At 71.8% G+C, this 14093-nt stretch carries 12 protein-coding genes and 2 pseudogenes; 4 read left to right on the forward strand and 10 right to left on the reverse strand.

All coding sequences use genetic code 11. The features are described 5' to 3' along the window. Positions 1 to 170 precede the first annotated feature (170 nt). The 8 genes and pseudogenes from ACFYYR_RS24890 to ACFYYR_RS24925 form a co-directional block, all read right to left on the reverse strand. Positions 171 to 1820 (reverse strand): long-chain fatty acid--CoA ligase, encoded by a 1650-nt coding sequence (locus tag ACFYYR_RS24890; RefSeq protein ID WP_388857547.1) that lies wholly within the window; start codon positions 1818 to 1820, stop codon positions 171 to 173. A 315-nt stretch (positions 1821 to 2135) separates the two neighbouring features. After that, positions 2136 to 2666 carry a SigE family RNA polymerase sigma factor gene (locus ACFYYR_RS24895; protein ID WP_388857550.1) on the reverse strand — a complete coding sequence of 177 codons (531 nt, stop codon included), beginning with the start codon at positions 2664 to 2666 and terminating at the stop codon, positions 2136 to 2138. Between the two features lie 182 nt (positions 2667 to 2848). Further along, positions 2849 to 3703 (reverse strand): DUF1906 domain-containing protein, encoded by an 855-nt coding sequence (locus tag ACFYYR_RS24900; protein ID WP_388857553.1) that lies wholly within the window; start codon positions 3701 to 3703, stop codon positions 2849 to 2851. A 63-nt stretch (positions 3704 to 3766) separates the two neighbouring features. Beyond that, a complete protein-coding gene (locus ACFYYR_RS24905; protein ID WP_388857556.1) occupies positions 3767 to 4933 on the reverse strand; it encodes a lipid-transfer protein in 1167 nt (388 codons plus the stop codon). Between the two features lie 143 nt (positions 4934 to 5076). Beyond that, a pseudogene (locus ACFYYR_RS24910) lies at positions 5077 to 5487 on the reverse strand (MaoC/PaaZ C-terminal domain-containing protein); the annotation flags it as partial. A gap of 210 nt (positions 5488 to 5697) precedes the next feature. Further along, positions 5698 to 6750 carry a Zn-ribbon domain-containing OB-fold protein gene (locus tag ACFYYR_RS24915; RefSeq protein WP_388857559.1) on the reverse strand — a complete coding sequence of 351 codons (1053 nt, stop codon included), beginning with the start codon at positions 6748 to 6750 and terminating at the stop codon, positions 5698 to 5700. Between the two features lie 315 nt (positions 6751 to 7065). Continuing rightward, positions 7066 to 7377 (reverse strand): hypothetical protein, encoded by a 312-nt coding sequence (locus tag ACFYYR_RS24920; RefSeq protein WP_388857562.1) that lies wholly within the window; start codon positions 7375 to 7377, stop codon positions 7066 to 7068. Positions 7378 to 7565: 188 nt separating this feature from the next. Next, positions 7566 to 9209: a serine/threonine-protein kinase gene (locus ACFYYR_RS24925; protein WP_388857564.1), complete on the reverse strand. Its 1644-nt coding sequence runs from the start codon at positions 9207 to 9209 to the stop codon at positions 7566 to 7568. A gap of 613 nt (positions 9210 to 9822) precedes the next feature. Here ACFYYR_RS24925 and ACFYYR_RS24930 point away from each other — a divergent pair. After that, positions 9823 to 10395, forward strand: coding sequence for an RNA polymerase sigma factor (locus tag ACFYYR_RS24930; RefSeq protein ID WP_388857567.1), 573 nt, complete (start codon positions 9823 to 9825; stop codon positions 10393 to 10395). After that, entirely contained in the window at positions 10379 to 11119 is a 741-nt protein-coding gene (locus ACFYYR_RS24935; RefSeq protein WP_388857570.1) for a hypothetical protein, read from the forward strand. The genes ACFYYR_RS24930 and ACFYYR_RS24935 overlap by 17 nt, the downstream gene beginning before the upstream one ends. A gap of 97 nt (positions 11120 to 11216) precedes the next feature. Here ACFYYR_RS24935 and ACFYYR_RS24940 read toward each other — a convergent pair whose 3' ends face one another. Continuing rightward, positions 11217 to 12122 carry a LysR family transcriptional regulator gene (locus ACFYYR_RS24940; protein WP_388857573.1) on the reverse strand — a complete coding sequence of 302 codons (906 nt, stop codon included), beginning with the start codon at positions 12120 to 12122 and terminating at the stop codon, positions 11217 to 11219. A gap of 116 nt (positions 12123 to 12238) precedes the next feature. Between ACFYYR_RS24940 and ACFYYR_RS24945 the strand changes: the two are divergent. After that, positions 12239 to 12681, forward strand: a pseudogene (locus ACFYYR_RS24945) (VOC family protein). Positions 12682 to 12791: 110 nt separating this feature from the next. Here ACFYYR_RS24945 and ACFYYR_RS24950 read toward each other — a convergent pair. After that, the gene (locus ACFYYR_RS24950) at positions 12792 to 12929 is read right to left on the reverse strand and encodes a hypothetical protein (RefSeq protein WP_388857575.1); all 138 of its coding nucleotides are present in this window, start codon (positions 12927 to 12929) and stop codon (positions 12792 to 12794) included. 151 nt (positions 12930 to 13080) lie between these two features. Here ACFYYR_RS24950 and ACFYYR_RS24955 point away from each other — a divergent pair, with 151 nt between their 5' ends. After that, positions 13081 to 13569, forward strand: a complete 489-nt coding sequence (locus ACFYYR_RS24955) for a hypothetical protein (protein ID WP_388857577.1) — start codon at positions 13081 to 13083, stop codon at positions 13567 to 13569. The last annotated feature ends 524 nt before the right edge of the window (positions 13570 to 14093 follow it).

The following is a 14093-nucleotide window of genomic DNA, read 5'->3' on the forward strand; positions in this document are numbered from 1 at the left end:
CCCTCCCGCCGTCCCGCACCGGTCGGCACCCGGTCCGCACCGACCGACGCCCCGGGCCTCGCGCCCGGGGCACGCTCACCGGCGTGCGACGGGGGCCGGGCGCACACCGCCCGGCCCCCATCGGCCCGCCGCCGTCCGTGCCGACGTCCCTGCTGTCGTCCCTGCTGTCGTCAGAGTTCGGTGACGTCCAGGTCGCCGTCGGCGTACTGACGGCGCAGCACCTTCTTGTCGAACTTCCCGACACTCGTCTTCGGCACCGCCCCGAGGACGGCCCAGCGCTCCGGCAGCTGCCAGCGGGCGACGCGCTCCCCGAGGAACGCCCGGAGCTCCTGGTAGCCGGCGCTCGCGCCCTCCTTCAGCACCACCGTGGCGAGCGGCCGTTCGCCCCACTTGTCGTCGGGCACGGCGACCACGGCCGCCTCGGCGACGTCCGGGTGGGACATCAGGTGGTTCTCGAGCTCGACCGAGGAGATCCACTCGCCGCCGGACTTGATGACGTCCTTGGCCCGGTCGGTGAGGGTGAGGTAGCCGTCGGGGGTGATGGTGCCGACGTCGCCGGTGCGCAGCCAGCCGTCCTCGCTGAACTTGTCCTCGGGGCGCAGCGGTTCACCGGATGCGCCGCCGTAGTAGGCCCCGGCGATCCACGGCCCGCGGACCTCCAGCTCTCCGGCGGACTCGCCGTCCCAGGGCAGGAACGCGCCGTCCGGCCCGGTCAGCCGCGCCTCGACGGAGGCGGGGAAGCGGCCCTGGGTCAGCCGGTAGCCCCACGCCTCCTCGTCGGTGACGCCGGCCGGCGGGTGGGCGATCGTGCCCAGCGGTGAGGTCTCGGTCATGCCCCAGGCGTGGACGACGCGGATGCCGTGCCGCTCCTCGAAGCCCTTCATCAGCGAGGGCGGGCAGGCCGAGCCGCCGATGAGGACGTTCCGCAGACAGCTCACGTCCCGTCCGCGGGCGTCGAGTTCGGTGAGGAGCCCGCTCCAGATGGTGGGGACGGCGGCGCCGACGGTGGGCCGTTCGGTCTCGATCATCTCGGCGAGCGGGGCGGGCTGCAGGAAGCGGTCGGGCATCAGCAGCGAGGTGCCGGACATGAACGCGGCGTGCGGCAGCCCCCACGCGTTCACGTGGAACATGGGGACGACCGGCAGGGCGGTGTCCGACGCCTTCAGCGCGAACGAGTCGGCGGAGTTCAGCTGCATCGAGTGCAGATACACCGAACGGTGGCTGTAGCTGACGCCCTTGGGGTCGCCGGTGGTGCCCGAGGTGTAGCAGAGCGCCGCGGCCTGCCGCTCGTCGACGTCGGGCCAGTCGAACGCGGTCGGCCGCCCGGCGATCAGTTCCTCGTAGTCGTGGACGCGGACCGCGCTGCCGTCCAGCACCGACCGGTCCCCGGGCCCGGCGACGACCACGTGCTCGACCGGCTCCAGCCGGGGGAGGAGCGGGGCCAGCAGCGGGAGCAGCGAACCGTTGACGATGATCACGCGGTCCGCGGCGTGCCGCACGATCCAGACCAGTTGCTCGGCGGGCAGCCGCAGATTGAGGGTGTGCAGCACCGCGCCCATCGAGGGAATGGCGAGGTACGCCTCGAGATGGACGCCGTTGTTCCACATGAGGGTGGCGACCCGTTCGTCGCCGGTCACGCCGAGCTCGTCGCGGAGGGCGTGGGCCAGCTGCGCGGACCGGGCACCGGTCTCGGCAAAGCTCTGGCGTTCCGGGGAGCCCTCTGAGGTCCAGGTCGTGACCCGGGACCGGGCGTGGACGGTCGAGCCGTGCCGCAGGATGCGGCTCACTGTCAGCGGTACGTCCTGCATCGTGCTCAGCACGGGGCCTCCCGAGGGCGCGGTTACGCGGGGGTAATCCTGCCGAGATTCTGCGGCCGTACCAGTGGGTATGTCACTACCTCCGGGAAACCCGTGTCCCGGGTCACTCGCCCCGGGCGTCCCAGCTCAGAGGGGTGCTTGCCGGGGCGGGCCGCCCGGTATCCGGCGGGCGGTGCCGACGGTCGCCTCGGGCGCGGTCACCGGGCGCGGTCACCGGGCAACGCCCGCGCGGGACGTCACCGGGCACGCCGTCGGGGGAAGCGGCACCGCATCGGGAGGCGTCACCGCATACGGGAGCGCGCCACGGAAAGGCGGCGGTCAGGCCGCCTGGCCGATCTCCGGGTCGTCGCGCAGTTTCGACAGGGCCCGCGAGACGGCGCTCTTGACCGTGCCGACCGAGACCCCCAGCAGCTCGGCGGTCTGCGCCTCGCTCAGATCCTCGTAGTAGCGGAGGACGACCATGGCCCGCTGGCGGTCGGGCAGCCGGAGGATCGCCCGCCACATCGCGTCCCGCAGCACCTGGTGCTCGGCCGGGTCCGGGGCCGGGACGGTCTCCCGCTCGGGCAGGTCGTCGCAGGCGAACTCGTCGACCTTGCGCTTGCGCCACTGCGAGGTCCGGGTGTTCACCAGGGCCCGGCGGACGTACCCGTCGAGCGCCCGGTGGTCCTCGATCCGCTCCCACGCGAGGTACGTCTTGGTCAGCGCGGTCTGCAGCAGGTCCTCCGCGTCGCACGGGTTGGCGGTCAGCGAGCGGGCGGTGCGCAGCAGCACCGGTCCGCGGGCTCGCACGTACGACGAGAAGGACGGATACACGGCAGCGGATGCGCTGGTGCAGACAGGCGTGGTCATGCGCACAACGCTAGGAGCGAGGGAGGTGTGCGGGGATCGGCCGGAGGTGCCGAAGGGGGATCAGCCTCAGGTTGTACGGTCGCGGTGGCTCCGACCTCCCTCAGGTGGAGGTCCGGGCGGCCGGAGTCAGGGGGCAGCGCGCCGGGTGGACTCCGGCCTGGCGGAGGGTCCGCGGCCCGGGGTCAATCGATGACCGCGACGGGCGCGTCCACCATATTGCGGTCGATCTTCATCGTCACGCCGCCGTACTCCTCGGTGACGTTGCCCGCGTACTGGTGGATCCGGCGGTGCGGGGTCCAGGCGTCGTCGGCCAGCGACGGCTCGTCCTCCACCGATCCCGGGATGTCCCAGCGGGCGAACCACATGATCTCGGGAAGGTCCTGCACGCCGGACGCCCGCATGCTGTCCATGTGCCGCACGCCGGAGGTGGAGCTGCTGTAGAAGCCCGGCAGGAAGCCCTGGCGGCGGACCTCGTTGCTCCAGCCCTGGACGAAGGAGAGCGTGGTGTCCGCGCACTCGGGGTCGTGTCGGTCGTACGCCTCCATGTCGAGGTAGATGGGGCTGTTCTCCCGCATGCCGAGGGCGACGGCGCTCAGCACCGCGTCCCGCCCCTCCTCGGCGCCCTGGTACCAGGGTTCGGCGTCGATGATGACGTTCTGCTTGCTGCCGCTGTGCACACAGGGGGACTGCGACCCGACGTACAGCGGCAGGATGCTCCAGCCCTCGTCATGCACGCTCCGCACCCAGCGCGGCCCCAGGTTGACCTGCTGTTTGCAGGCCCGGCCACGGCCGCCGATGTAGACGCCGACGGCCCGGTACTGGGACTTCCGCCAGGCGCTCATCGCGCCCAGCGACGGGGCCTCGCAGGTGTCGAACCCCCGGCCGGTGAAGACCTCCACGTCCGGCGCCAGCGGGTCCCCCTCGTCGGCGCCGTCCTTGGCCGCCGCGGCCGGCCCGCCGAAGAGCCCGCCGAGGATCGCGGCCAGCGCCATCAGCAGCGCGGCGGCATATTGAATGATCTTCGTTCGTCGTCCCATACGGGGAGTGAACGATCCTCGGGACCTGAAGCACCGTCAGACACGCGACGCCGGAGCCCGATGTCAGCCGTCCGTACCAAGCACCAGCCCCGAGGTCGGAACCCCCGTTCCCGCGGTCACCAGGGCCCGCGCGGCGCCCGGGACCTGGTTCACGGCGGTTCCCCGGAGTTGCCGGACCGCCTCGGCCGTGCCGTTCATCCCGTGCAGATACGCCTCGCCGAGCTGGCCGCCGTGCGTGTTGACCGGCAGCGCCCCGGAGGCGATGAAGTCCGCCCCTTCCCCCGGGCCGCAGAACCCGTACTCCTCCAGCTGCATCAGCACGAACGGCGTGAAGTGGTCGTAGAGGATCGCCACATCGACGTCCCCGGGCCCCAGGCCGCCGGTCCGCCACAGCTGGCGGGCGACCGCCCCGGCCTCGGGCAGCCCGGTCAGGTCGTCCCGGTAGAAGCTGGTCATCTGCTCCTGGGCGCGGCCGGCTCCCTGGGCGGCGGCGGTGATCACCACGGGCGGGTGCGGAAGGTCCCGGGCCCGCTCCACGGAGGTCACCACGAGCGCCTGACCGCCGTCGGTCTCCTGGCAGCAGTCGAGCAGCCGCAGCGGCTCGACGATCCAGCGGGACGCGGCGTGCTCGGCGTGCGTGATCGGCCGGCCGTGGAAGTGGGCGGCCGGATTCGTCGCCGCGTACCGGCGCCCGGCCACGGCGACCTCCCCGAAGACCTCGGGCGTGAGCCCGAACGTGTGGAGGTACCGCTGCGCGGCCATGGCGACCCAGGACGCGGGGGTCAGCAGCCCGAACGGCAGCACCCAGCCGAGCGCGGCGCCCTCCGCCGTGGGGGCCCGGTGCTGCACGCCGGAGCCGAAGCGGCGCCCCGACCGCTCGTTGAACGCGCGGTAGCAGACGACGACCTCCGCCACCCCGGACGCCACCGCCAGCGCGGCCTGCTGCACGGTGGCACAGGCCGCCCCGCCGCCGTAGTGGACCCGGGAGAAGAAGGACAGCTCACCGATACCGGCCGCCTGGGCGACGGTGACCTCCGGGCTGGTGTCCATGGTGAACGTGACCAGCCCGTCGACATCGCCCGGGGCGAGCCCGGCGTCGTCCAGGGCCGCCCGCACCGCCTCGACCGCCAGGGTCAGCTCGCTGCGCCCCGAGTCCTTGGAGAACTCGGTCGCGCCGATACCGGCGATGGCGGCCCGGCCGCCGAGGGCGTCACGGCTGCGGAGGCTCACCGGGCACGCTCCGACGGGGCGAGCGGTTCGGGCCGGTCCGGCAGATCCGGCGGTTGTGGCTGGTCCGGCGGTTGCTGCTGGTCCGGCGGCTGTGGCTGGTCCACCGGGGCGCCCTCGGGCGCGGACCGCGCCCCCTCCACCGGGGCCCCGTCCGGCAGCTCGACGGTCACGGTGCCGGTGACATGGTGGCCGAGGCCGTTGGCCCCGACGACCCGGACCTCGGCGGTCCCGTCGGCCACGGCGGTGACGGTGCCGCTGAGCACCATCGTGTCCCCGGGGTAGTTGGGCGCCCCGAGCCGGATGGCGATCCTCCGCAGCCGCGCCCGGGGCCCGAAGTGGTCGGTGATGTACCGGCCGACCAGGCCGTTGGTGGTGAGGATGTTCATGAAGATGTCGGGCGAGCCCTTCGCCCGGGCCGCCTCGGCGTCGTGGTGGACGTCCTGGAAGTCGCGGGAGGCGATCGCCCCGGCGACGATCAGCGTCCGGGTGACCGGCACGGTCAGCGGCAGCAGTTCGTCACCGGCGCACGGGCGGGCGGTGGCACGGACGGTCACACGGACTCCTTCGTCGGCGGGGCGGCTACGGGGCCGGGGAACGGCGGGATGACGGGGCCGGGTCCTGTCCGGGGCCTGATTCCGGGTCCTGACTCCGGGTGGTGGTGCCGGGTGGTGGTGCCGGGAGGCCGGGTGGTGGTGCCGGTTCCGGAGCGGTGTCCCTCTTTCCCGAGCGGCGTCGTCGCACGGCCCGCGTCCCGGTCCGCGCGGTCACCGCGCTCCGCGGCCGTGCCCCACCGCCCGGAACACGGGCAGGGTCAACTCCTCGTCCGCCTCCAGGAACTCCAGTTCGACGGGCATCCCGACACGCACCTCGTCGTACGGCACCCCGGTGATGTTGCTGATCATGCGCACGCCCTCCGCCAGCTCCACCAGGGCCACCGCGTAGGGCCCCGCCCCGCCGGTCGCCCCGCCGTCCGCCGTTCCGGTGGCCCCTGCGGGCTGCGCGGAGAAGGCGGGGAACGGCGGATGGTGCATCACGACGTACGAATAGACGCTCCCGGCGCCCGCCGCCGCCACGGTGTCCCACTTCAGCGAGCCGCAGCCGTTGCAGCCGGGCAGCCAGGGGAAGCGCAGTGCCCCGCAGCCGGTGCAGCGCTGGACGAGCAGTTCGCGCCGGGCGACCCCGTCCCAGAACCCCTGGTTGTCCGCGTTGATCACCGGGCGGGGGCGGCGGGCCGGTGGCGGCTTCCGGACGGGCGGCTTCCGGGCGGGCGCGTACTTGAGGACCCGGAACCGGTGGGTGCCCGCGAGCTCGCCCCCGGCGCGGATCTCCATCCGGGTGGTGATGAAGTGCCCGGTGCCCAGCTTGGTGGTCTTCCGCGGCGACACCGCTTCGATGACGGAGTCGTAGCCGATCCGGTCCCCGGGCCGGAGCGGACGCAGATACTCCTGCTCGCAGTCGGTGGCGACGATCGAGGTGAACCCGGCGTCGTCCAGCAGCGCGAACAGCTCGTCGAACACGGTGGAACGGCCCTGGTGCCCGGAGAGCCCCGCCATGGTCCACGCCTGGAGCATGGCCGGGGGCGCGACGGCCGGATAGGCGGCGCCGGTGTCGCCCATCGCCTCGCACCAGTGCCGGATCATCGGCTCGTTGACGGGGTCCCGGCCCTCCCCGCCGACCGTCGCCGGACGCCCCACGTAGGCCACGAGCCGCTGATGGAGCTCGTCGGGCGGCGCGGCACGCCCCGCGTGCCCCTCCGTGCCGCCGGGGGCCTCGGCACCCTCGACGCCCTTGCCGTCACCGGCACTCCGCTCGGTCACCGCGCACCCCTTCCCGGCCTCCGTACCCGAGAACGCATTTTCTGACTGTCCGTCAGATACCTGGGGGTGTCAAGGGCGGGGGTGAGCGGCTCCGGCGGGTGACGGCGCCGGAGGCTTGCGTTCCTCCGCGTACGCCAACTGCCGGCGCGGGGCCTGGGCACCGAGCGGATCCGGAAAAGAGGCTGCACGACGACTTCGGGGTGTCGTCGTGCAGCCTCTCGCCCGCTCCCGCACGGCTGCTGGGAGGCAGCCGATCACCTCGGCCGGGTCGCGGGCCGGTTCATCGCGCCGGTCGCTTCATCCGGGAGAAGCCGGTCACTTCAGCTGGGAGAAGTTGACCGTCGCGCCGGTCTGGGACTGGGTGACCGTGGCGGGGCCGGGACCGACCACGCCCGCGGAGTTGTTCTGGTTCGACGCCCCGGCGCCGGTGGAGACCTGCTGGGTCGTGGTGGAGTTGCCGCTGTTGGTGCCCGCCACACCGCTTTCGGCCATGCCGGCGGTGCCGGCATTCGATCCGTTGCCCGCACCCGGGCCGTTGTCGGCCTGCGCCCCGCCGGTGAACAGCACGGCGGCGAGGGGCAGCGAGGCGACCGCGGCGAGAGTGCGTGCGGTACGGATGCTCGGCATGGAGGTCCTCCAGAAGGGAAGTACAGGGTGCTGTGAGGCGGTTGACCGCTGCCTCGGGTACGACGTCGCGGAGGCAAAGGTGCCCATCCGGCCACCGCCGAATCGCCCAGCCACTCCGATTCGCCCGCAGGCGTGAGGAGTTCCCGGCAAACCTCTCCCGCACCACCCGAACCGGTGGCCTCAGGGCACTACTTCGGGAAGCGGAAGCCGTCCACGGTCCGGTCGAAGACCGAGCGGTACTTGGTCCAGTCCTCCGCGGGGGCACTGAGGAAGATCACGTACCGGGTGCCGTCGGAGCCGTTGAAGGCCAGCTCCACGGCCCGGTACTTCCGGACCCTGCCGGTGAAGGTGAACTCCCAGTAGCCGGCCTGCTGCCCCCGGAAGGTCGTCGCGTTCATCTGCACCCGCTGGTAGTTCGGGTTGTCGCGGCGCGTCTGCTCCTCCTCGACGTCCCGCCAGTGCTTCAACGGATCGGTCCCGGCGAACCGGTTCGCCTCGATACGGAGCCCCACCAGGCCGGAGGGGTCGACATGGGCGATCTCGCCGTTGCTGGTGGCGGTCCGCTTCCAGTCCTCCGGCACCGGCACGGACGCGCCGTTGCCCAGCTCCCGGAGCCGGAAGCCGTCGGGCACGGGCGAAGGGGCGGCGTGCGGGGAGCCGCTGGAGCTGCTGACGGTGACCGGCGGCGCCTTTGTGTCCCCGGAGTTGTTCACCAGCAGAGCACCGCCGGCGCCCGCCGCCGCGAGGGCGACGACGGCCAGGGACAGCAGCGCCGCCCGCCGGCCACGCCGCCGCGGGGCCCCGCGGGACGGGGCCGTGGCGTCGGATGCCGCGGAGATCGGCGCCGTCGGCGCCGGGGGAGTCGGCTGATCCGGGACCGGCGTCCCGGCATCCGCAGCCGCGTGGGCCACGGTCTCCGCCGCCGGCACCGGGCGCGTCCCGGCCGGGGCCGCGGAGGCCGGCGGTTCCTGGGCGCCGGCCGTGGTCCGGGGAGCGATGGTCCGGGGAGCCGCGCTCCCGGACGCCATCTGCGACAGAAGCTCTTCGACCCGCCGGGCGTCCGGGCGCTCCCCGGCGTCCTTGGCGAGCAGCCCCTCGATCACCGCGGACAGTTCGCCGGCCTCGCGCAGCGGTTCGAGCTCCTCGAACGCGATGGCGTGAGCGGTGGCGAAGGCCGACTCACGCCGGAACGGAGGGCGGCCCTCCACCGCGTGGTAGAGCGTCGCGCCCAGCGCCCACAGGTCGGAGGCCGGACTCGCCGGCTTGCTCCTGAGGCGCTCGGGCGCCACGTAGTCCATCGACCCGACGAACTCGCCGGTCGTCGTCAGGGCGGGGGTCCCGGAGGACACCGCGATCCCGAAGTCGGTGAGGACGGTCCGCCCGTCGTACCCGAGCAGCACGTTGGCGGGCTTCACGTCCCGGTGCAGCACGCCCGCGTCGTGGGCCGCCCGCAGCGCGGCGGCCACGGAGGAACCGATCCGGGCGGCCTCACCGACGGGCAGCCGGCCGCGTTCCTTGACGGCCCCGCCCAGGGTGACCGAGGGGACGTACTCCATGACGATGCACGGCTGGCCGTCGTCGTCGACGACATCGTGGACCACGACCACGTTGGGGTGCGTGATCTGCGCCGCGCTGCGGGCCTCGCGGCGCATGCGCTCCTGCAGCACCCGGATCTCGTGGTCGTCGAAGTGCTCGGGAACGATGAGCTTCTTGACGGCGACGTCCCGGCCGAGCAGCACGTCCTCGGCCCGCCACACCGTGCCCATGCCGCCCCGGCCGACGCACTCGGTCAACTGGTACCGGCCGACGAGGAGCGTCCCCGGATCGGACACCTCGGACCCCCCTTCTCGCACGGCCGCCGGAAAACGCGGCGCGGCCACGATAGCCCTTGGAAGCGGAGCCTCCGGATCCGCGTCCGGCTTGCGAGGAGGGCCATGACGTTCGGCACCGGGTGCGCTACGGCCCGTACCTGACACGGCCCCCGCCGGGCCGCACCCGTGGACCTTTCGCCGGGCGGCCGACTCCCGGCGGGAGGGGAAAAGCCTCCGGAAGCACGCACGGCCTCGTGCAGTCCGCGCAGCCTCGTGCAGCCTCGTGCGTTTCCGCGAACATAAGCTACCTGCGCGTAACCGGACGAGTGCATTCCGTAAGTTTTTCGACTCTGGTCATGCACGTTCGGGCATTGCCGATCGCTATAGAGGTGGAGAGCACAAGTGGTGCCCTCTGGAGTGCCGGGGCGGGGGCCGTCACTCCGACCGACCACCGATAGGACCCGAACGTCGTGAACCTTCAACTCGCTGGTGACCTCGTCATGGTTGCGCTGGCGGCCCGCGTATTCGGTGCCGACGTACACCGCCTGCTGCGCCGCGCCGCCGCAGCCGGGGTACGCCTGGGTGTCTCCGAGTTGGCCCAGTCCCACGGGCGCGACCGGCGGAGGGGAGACCGATGAACCGGACCTCCCGCCCGAACGACGTGACTCTCCTGCCCGGCGGGCTGCCCGCCGACTTCCGCGCCTTCCATCAGCTCATGCGCCCCGCCTACGTCCGGTGGGCGGAACTGCACCTCGACAACAACCGGCACGACGCCGAAGAGGCCGCCGACCACGCCTTCGAGCAACTGCTGCTCTCCTGGCCGGACGTCCTGGCCCAGGAGAACCCGGCCGGCTACGCCTGGGTCGTCCTGAAGAACCGCACCCTGGACCTCGCCCGCGCCCGCAACCGCCGAGCGACCGTCATGGACACCGCCGCCTTCGAGACCACGGCCCTGTGCAGAGCCGTCGACCCGATAGGCGAACTCGAGGAGAGCCTGTCGATATACCAGGCCATCCGGCAACTTCCCGAACGACAGCACGACGTCATCGTCCTTCGCTACTGCCTGGACCACACCACCGCCGAGACCGCGGACATCCTCGGCATCACCGAGCCCGGTGTGCGCTCCACCGCCCGCTACGCCAAACGTCGGCTCATGGAGACGCTCGGCCTGAACCGGAAGGGAAGCGCCAATGATCTCACCCGTTGAACGCGCCCTGGCCAAAGCCCGCCTGCAGCCACGCCCCTATACGGAAGCGGAACTGGAAGCCGCCGAGATCCGGATCGCGGTGCGGGCCGTCGACCGGATGCTGAACGGAGCCCTCTCCTTCGACGACGAGATGCGGCACGCCCGGGACGAGACCGGCCCGCACCGCCCGCCGGCCCCCTCCCGCCCGCTGCCCCGCTGGGAACAGCAGCTCCGCGCCGAAGCCGCCCGCGACCTCAAGAACCTGTGCCGCGCGGTCGTGGAACAGGAAGGCGCGCTGCACCAGATGTCGACGTTCCTCTCACTGCGCATCCTCGAACCGGACGGCGCACGGGTGCTGGGCTGTGTCCTGCAGCTCGCCACCCGGGAGGACAGCGCCCGCTTCTGGTGGCAGTTCGCCGCGGGTGCCGGGGACACCGCCGCCACCTACTGCCTCTACCTCCACCACATGTCCCTCGGGGAGACCTGGGAGGCGGACTGGTGGTTCACCCAGGCCTCCCCGGAGGATGCGGCGCGGGACGACAGCGGGCTCCGCGACACCCCGGACCTGGCGCTGAGCCTGCGCCTGCTGGGGCTCCTCGCCGCCGACCGGGTCCACATGAGCGCCGCGACCAGCGCGGTCATCGACTACGTCCCCGGAGCGGTCGAGTTCGTCGACGAGGTCGACCTGCCCCTCCCCGAGCCCGACTTCGCCCGGCACATCGAGGAGCTGACGGCCACCACCTGAACCGATGGCCACCCCCTGAACCGGCGGGCCGACGGCCCGCCGACAGGGACGGTGGAACAGCACGGAACGGTGCCTCCCCCACCCGGGAGGCACCCGTTCAGCACACCCCTGCGACCGATGGCGCCCCGGCGGCGTCCGACGCGGCCCGGACGAACGCGCGGATGCGCTCCGTGGTGTTCCCCGCGAGCCACACCGGCCCCCGTTCGATCGGCGGTGCGTCGTGCAGAGGAACGTAGGCGACGTCCGGCCGCGGATAGTAGCGCCGGGCCGGCTCCCCGACCGGAAGGACGCCCCTGCCCATCGCGACCAGCGTGAGCATCTCGGAGAACGACCCGCCGGCCGGCCCCTTCGGAACCGGCCTGCCCGACGGAGTGCGGTCCGGTGTGCGATCCCGCCGGAACGCCGCCGAGGTCGCCTCCGGGTACTGCACCACCGGGTGGTCCGCGAGCACGTCGAGGGAGACCGACTCCTCAGCGGCGAGCGGGTGCCCGACCGCGACGGCGAGCACCCGCTTCTCGGTCAGCAGGACCGGCCCGCAGGCCATGCCGTCGAACGGGTACCCGGCGATGAGGACGTCCACCGAGCCGTCGAGCAGACTCGCGCGGGAGGTGGCCATCTGCGCCTCCCGGATGTCGACCCGGCAGTCGGGGTGCCGCTCGCCGAACAGCGCGGCAGCCTTCAGGAGCACCGGTGCCGTCCCCTCGCCGAGGAAGGCGACCCGCAGCTCCCCCGTGACACCGCGGCCGGCGTCGGCGGCCCGCCGGAGCGCCGCGTCCATCCCGGCGACCAGCGGCGCGAGGTCGTCGGCCAGTTGCCGGCCGATCGCCGTGAGCCGGACCGTTCTGCTGGTCCGCTCGAAGAGCGGGGCGCCGACCCGCCGTTCCAGCCTCTTGATCACCTGACTGACCCGCCCGGTCGTGACGCGCAGGCGTTCGGCGGTCCGCCCGAAGTGCAGCTCCTCGGCAAGCGTCAGGAACGCCTCGGCCTCGCCCCGTTCCAGCATGAACCCTCGATCGTTGAATTGTGCTCAACGATCGTATGCCGAACCGGCCTTGATCGCGATCCCTCCCCGGCGCATCGTGAAGGACATACACCCCGGAACCCCCTGGAGGAGAGCTCATGACCGCCCCGGACACCACCACCGGCCCTCGCCCCGGAGGAACAGCGCCCTCCCTGCGCGTCAAGGCGTTCGACCACCTGGTCCTCAACGTCGAAGACATCGAACGGTCCCTGGACACTTCTACACCGGCCCCCTCGGCCTGGAACCGGTGGGCGTGGCCGAATGGCGGGCCGGCGAGACCCCGTTCCCTTCGGTGAGGATCACCCCGGAGACCATCATCGACCTGGCCGACAGCCCTCGGGGAACATCCAACGTCGACCACATCTGCCTCACCGTGGAACCGCTGGACTGGGACGCGTTCATCGCGTCGACCACCGTCCCCGTCCTCGAAGGCCCCGTCGACCGCTCCGGCGCCCGGGGCACCGCCCGCTCGGTCTACGTCCGGGACCCGGACGGCAACACCGTGGAACTCCGCTGGTACCCCGAGGACGTCACGGCCTGAACCGCGCCCGGCGTCGGCGGCCCGTCCTGGACCGCCGGCCCGGCCGACCCGTGCAACGAGCCAGGAAGCGGACCTGATTCCTCTCCGACGAGGAAGTGCAGCGCCAATACTCAAGCGTCTTGAATCCGTGCTTGCAGACGTTCGGTGAGCACAACATCATGCGAAAGCCACTCCAGCTCCCGCGCTTCCACATCCACGCCCTGCTGATTGAGGATTTCGGCCAGGAAATTCCAGTGGCCGGCCGCCATCTGCTCATACGATCGCCGGGCGAGCTGGGGACACGCGGACGGCACCTGATGGCGTTCTTCGGATGCCTCTACTACGCGGCCAACCGTCCTGGGGAGTCAGCCAACCTTCGGGAAGCCGACTTCAACCTTGCCCGAAGAAGGCTGGGGGGAAGTGCTGCTGTCGACGAGCACTCCCCGCGTCGGCTCCGGGTGGACCGACACGGGCGAGTCGTTCGATACGCGCGGACTGAAGAAGCGAGCCCGCAAGGCGACCCGACCTGTACCGATTCCCCCCGCCCTCGTGCGCCTGGTCCGCGAGCACATCAAGGAGTTCGGCACTGCTGAAGACGGCCGGCTGTTCCGTGCGGCCCAGGGTGGCGGCCTGCTGTCCAAGGAGTACGGGGAGGTTTGGAAGGCAGCTCGGCTCGCGGTGCTGACGGAATCTGAAGCGGCTTGCCCCCTGGCTGACGTGCCCTACTCCCTGCGTCACGCGGGCGTCTCGCTCTGGCTTGAGTCCGGCGTCTCTCCGGCCGAGGTCGCGCGGCGGGCTGGCCACAGCATCGCGGTGCTGTTTCGTTTCTATGCGAAAGCCATTCACCGTGGTCAGCAGCATGCGAACGAACAGATCGCTCGGGCGCTTGAAGCTGCCGACGAAAAGTAGGCCACCCTCGAAGCTCAGACAGCGCCCGCTCTGCCTACGCCAGGCAGAGCGGGCGCCTTCACGTCCTGCGGTGGCCCGCATCCTCGTTGAGCGAAGCTCATCAGCGCTTGAGGACGAGCCGCCCTGGTGGGGGTGCTACTTCCGTAGAAGCTCCCGTAGGAGAGTCACCACCGCTGCTGCCGTGCCGAGCGCTGCCCCTATAGCCGGGTCTTGCAAGACCAGGTAGGCCGTGAGGACACCAACGAACATGAGCAGAAGAGTGCGTGTGCTGATCTGGTCCATGTACCTCTCCAAGTAGACGCCTTGGAACCAGCGTCAGCACTCGTCAGCCTCACTTGACGGCTTCTGACAGTCATCCGTGATCTTTTACAGTCACTGACAGTTCATGACGCTTGGTGACATCATGGGCAGGTCATGTGGTGAGGCAGCGGGGGGTGCCTCTATGTCTTTCGTCAAGCGAGCCGTGGGGTTCTGGGTTGGTAGAAGGTGCCGTCGCGGAGCATGGCGAAGAGGACGCTGATGCG

The sequence above is a fragment of the Streptomyces sp. NPDC001922 genome, from assembly GCF_042891165.1.
Lineage (GTDB): Bacteria > Actinomycetota > Actinomycetes > Streptomycetales > Streptomycetaceae > Streptomyces.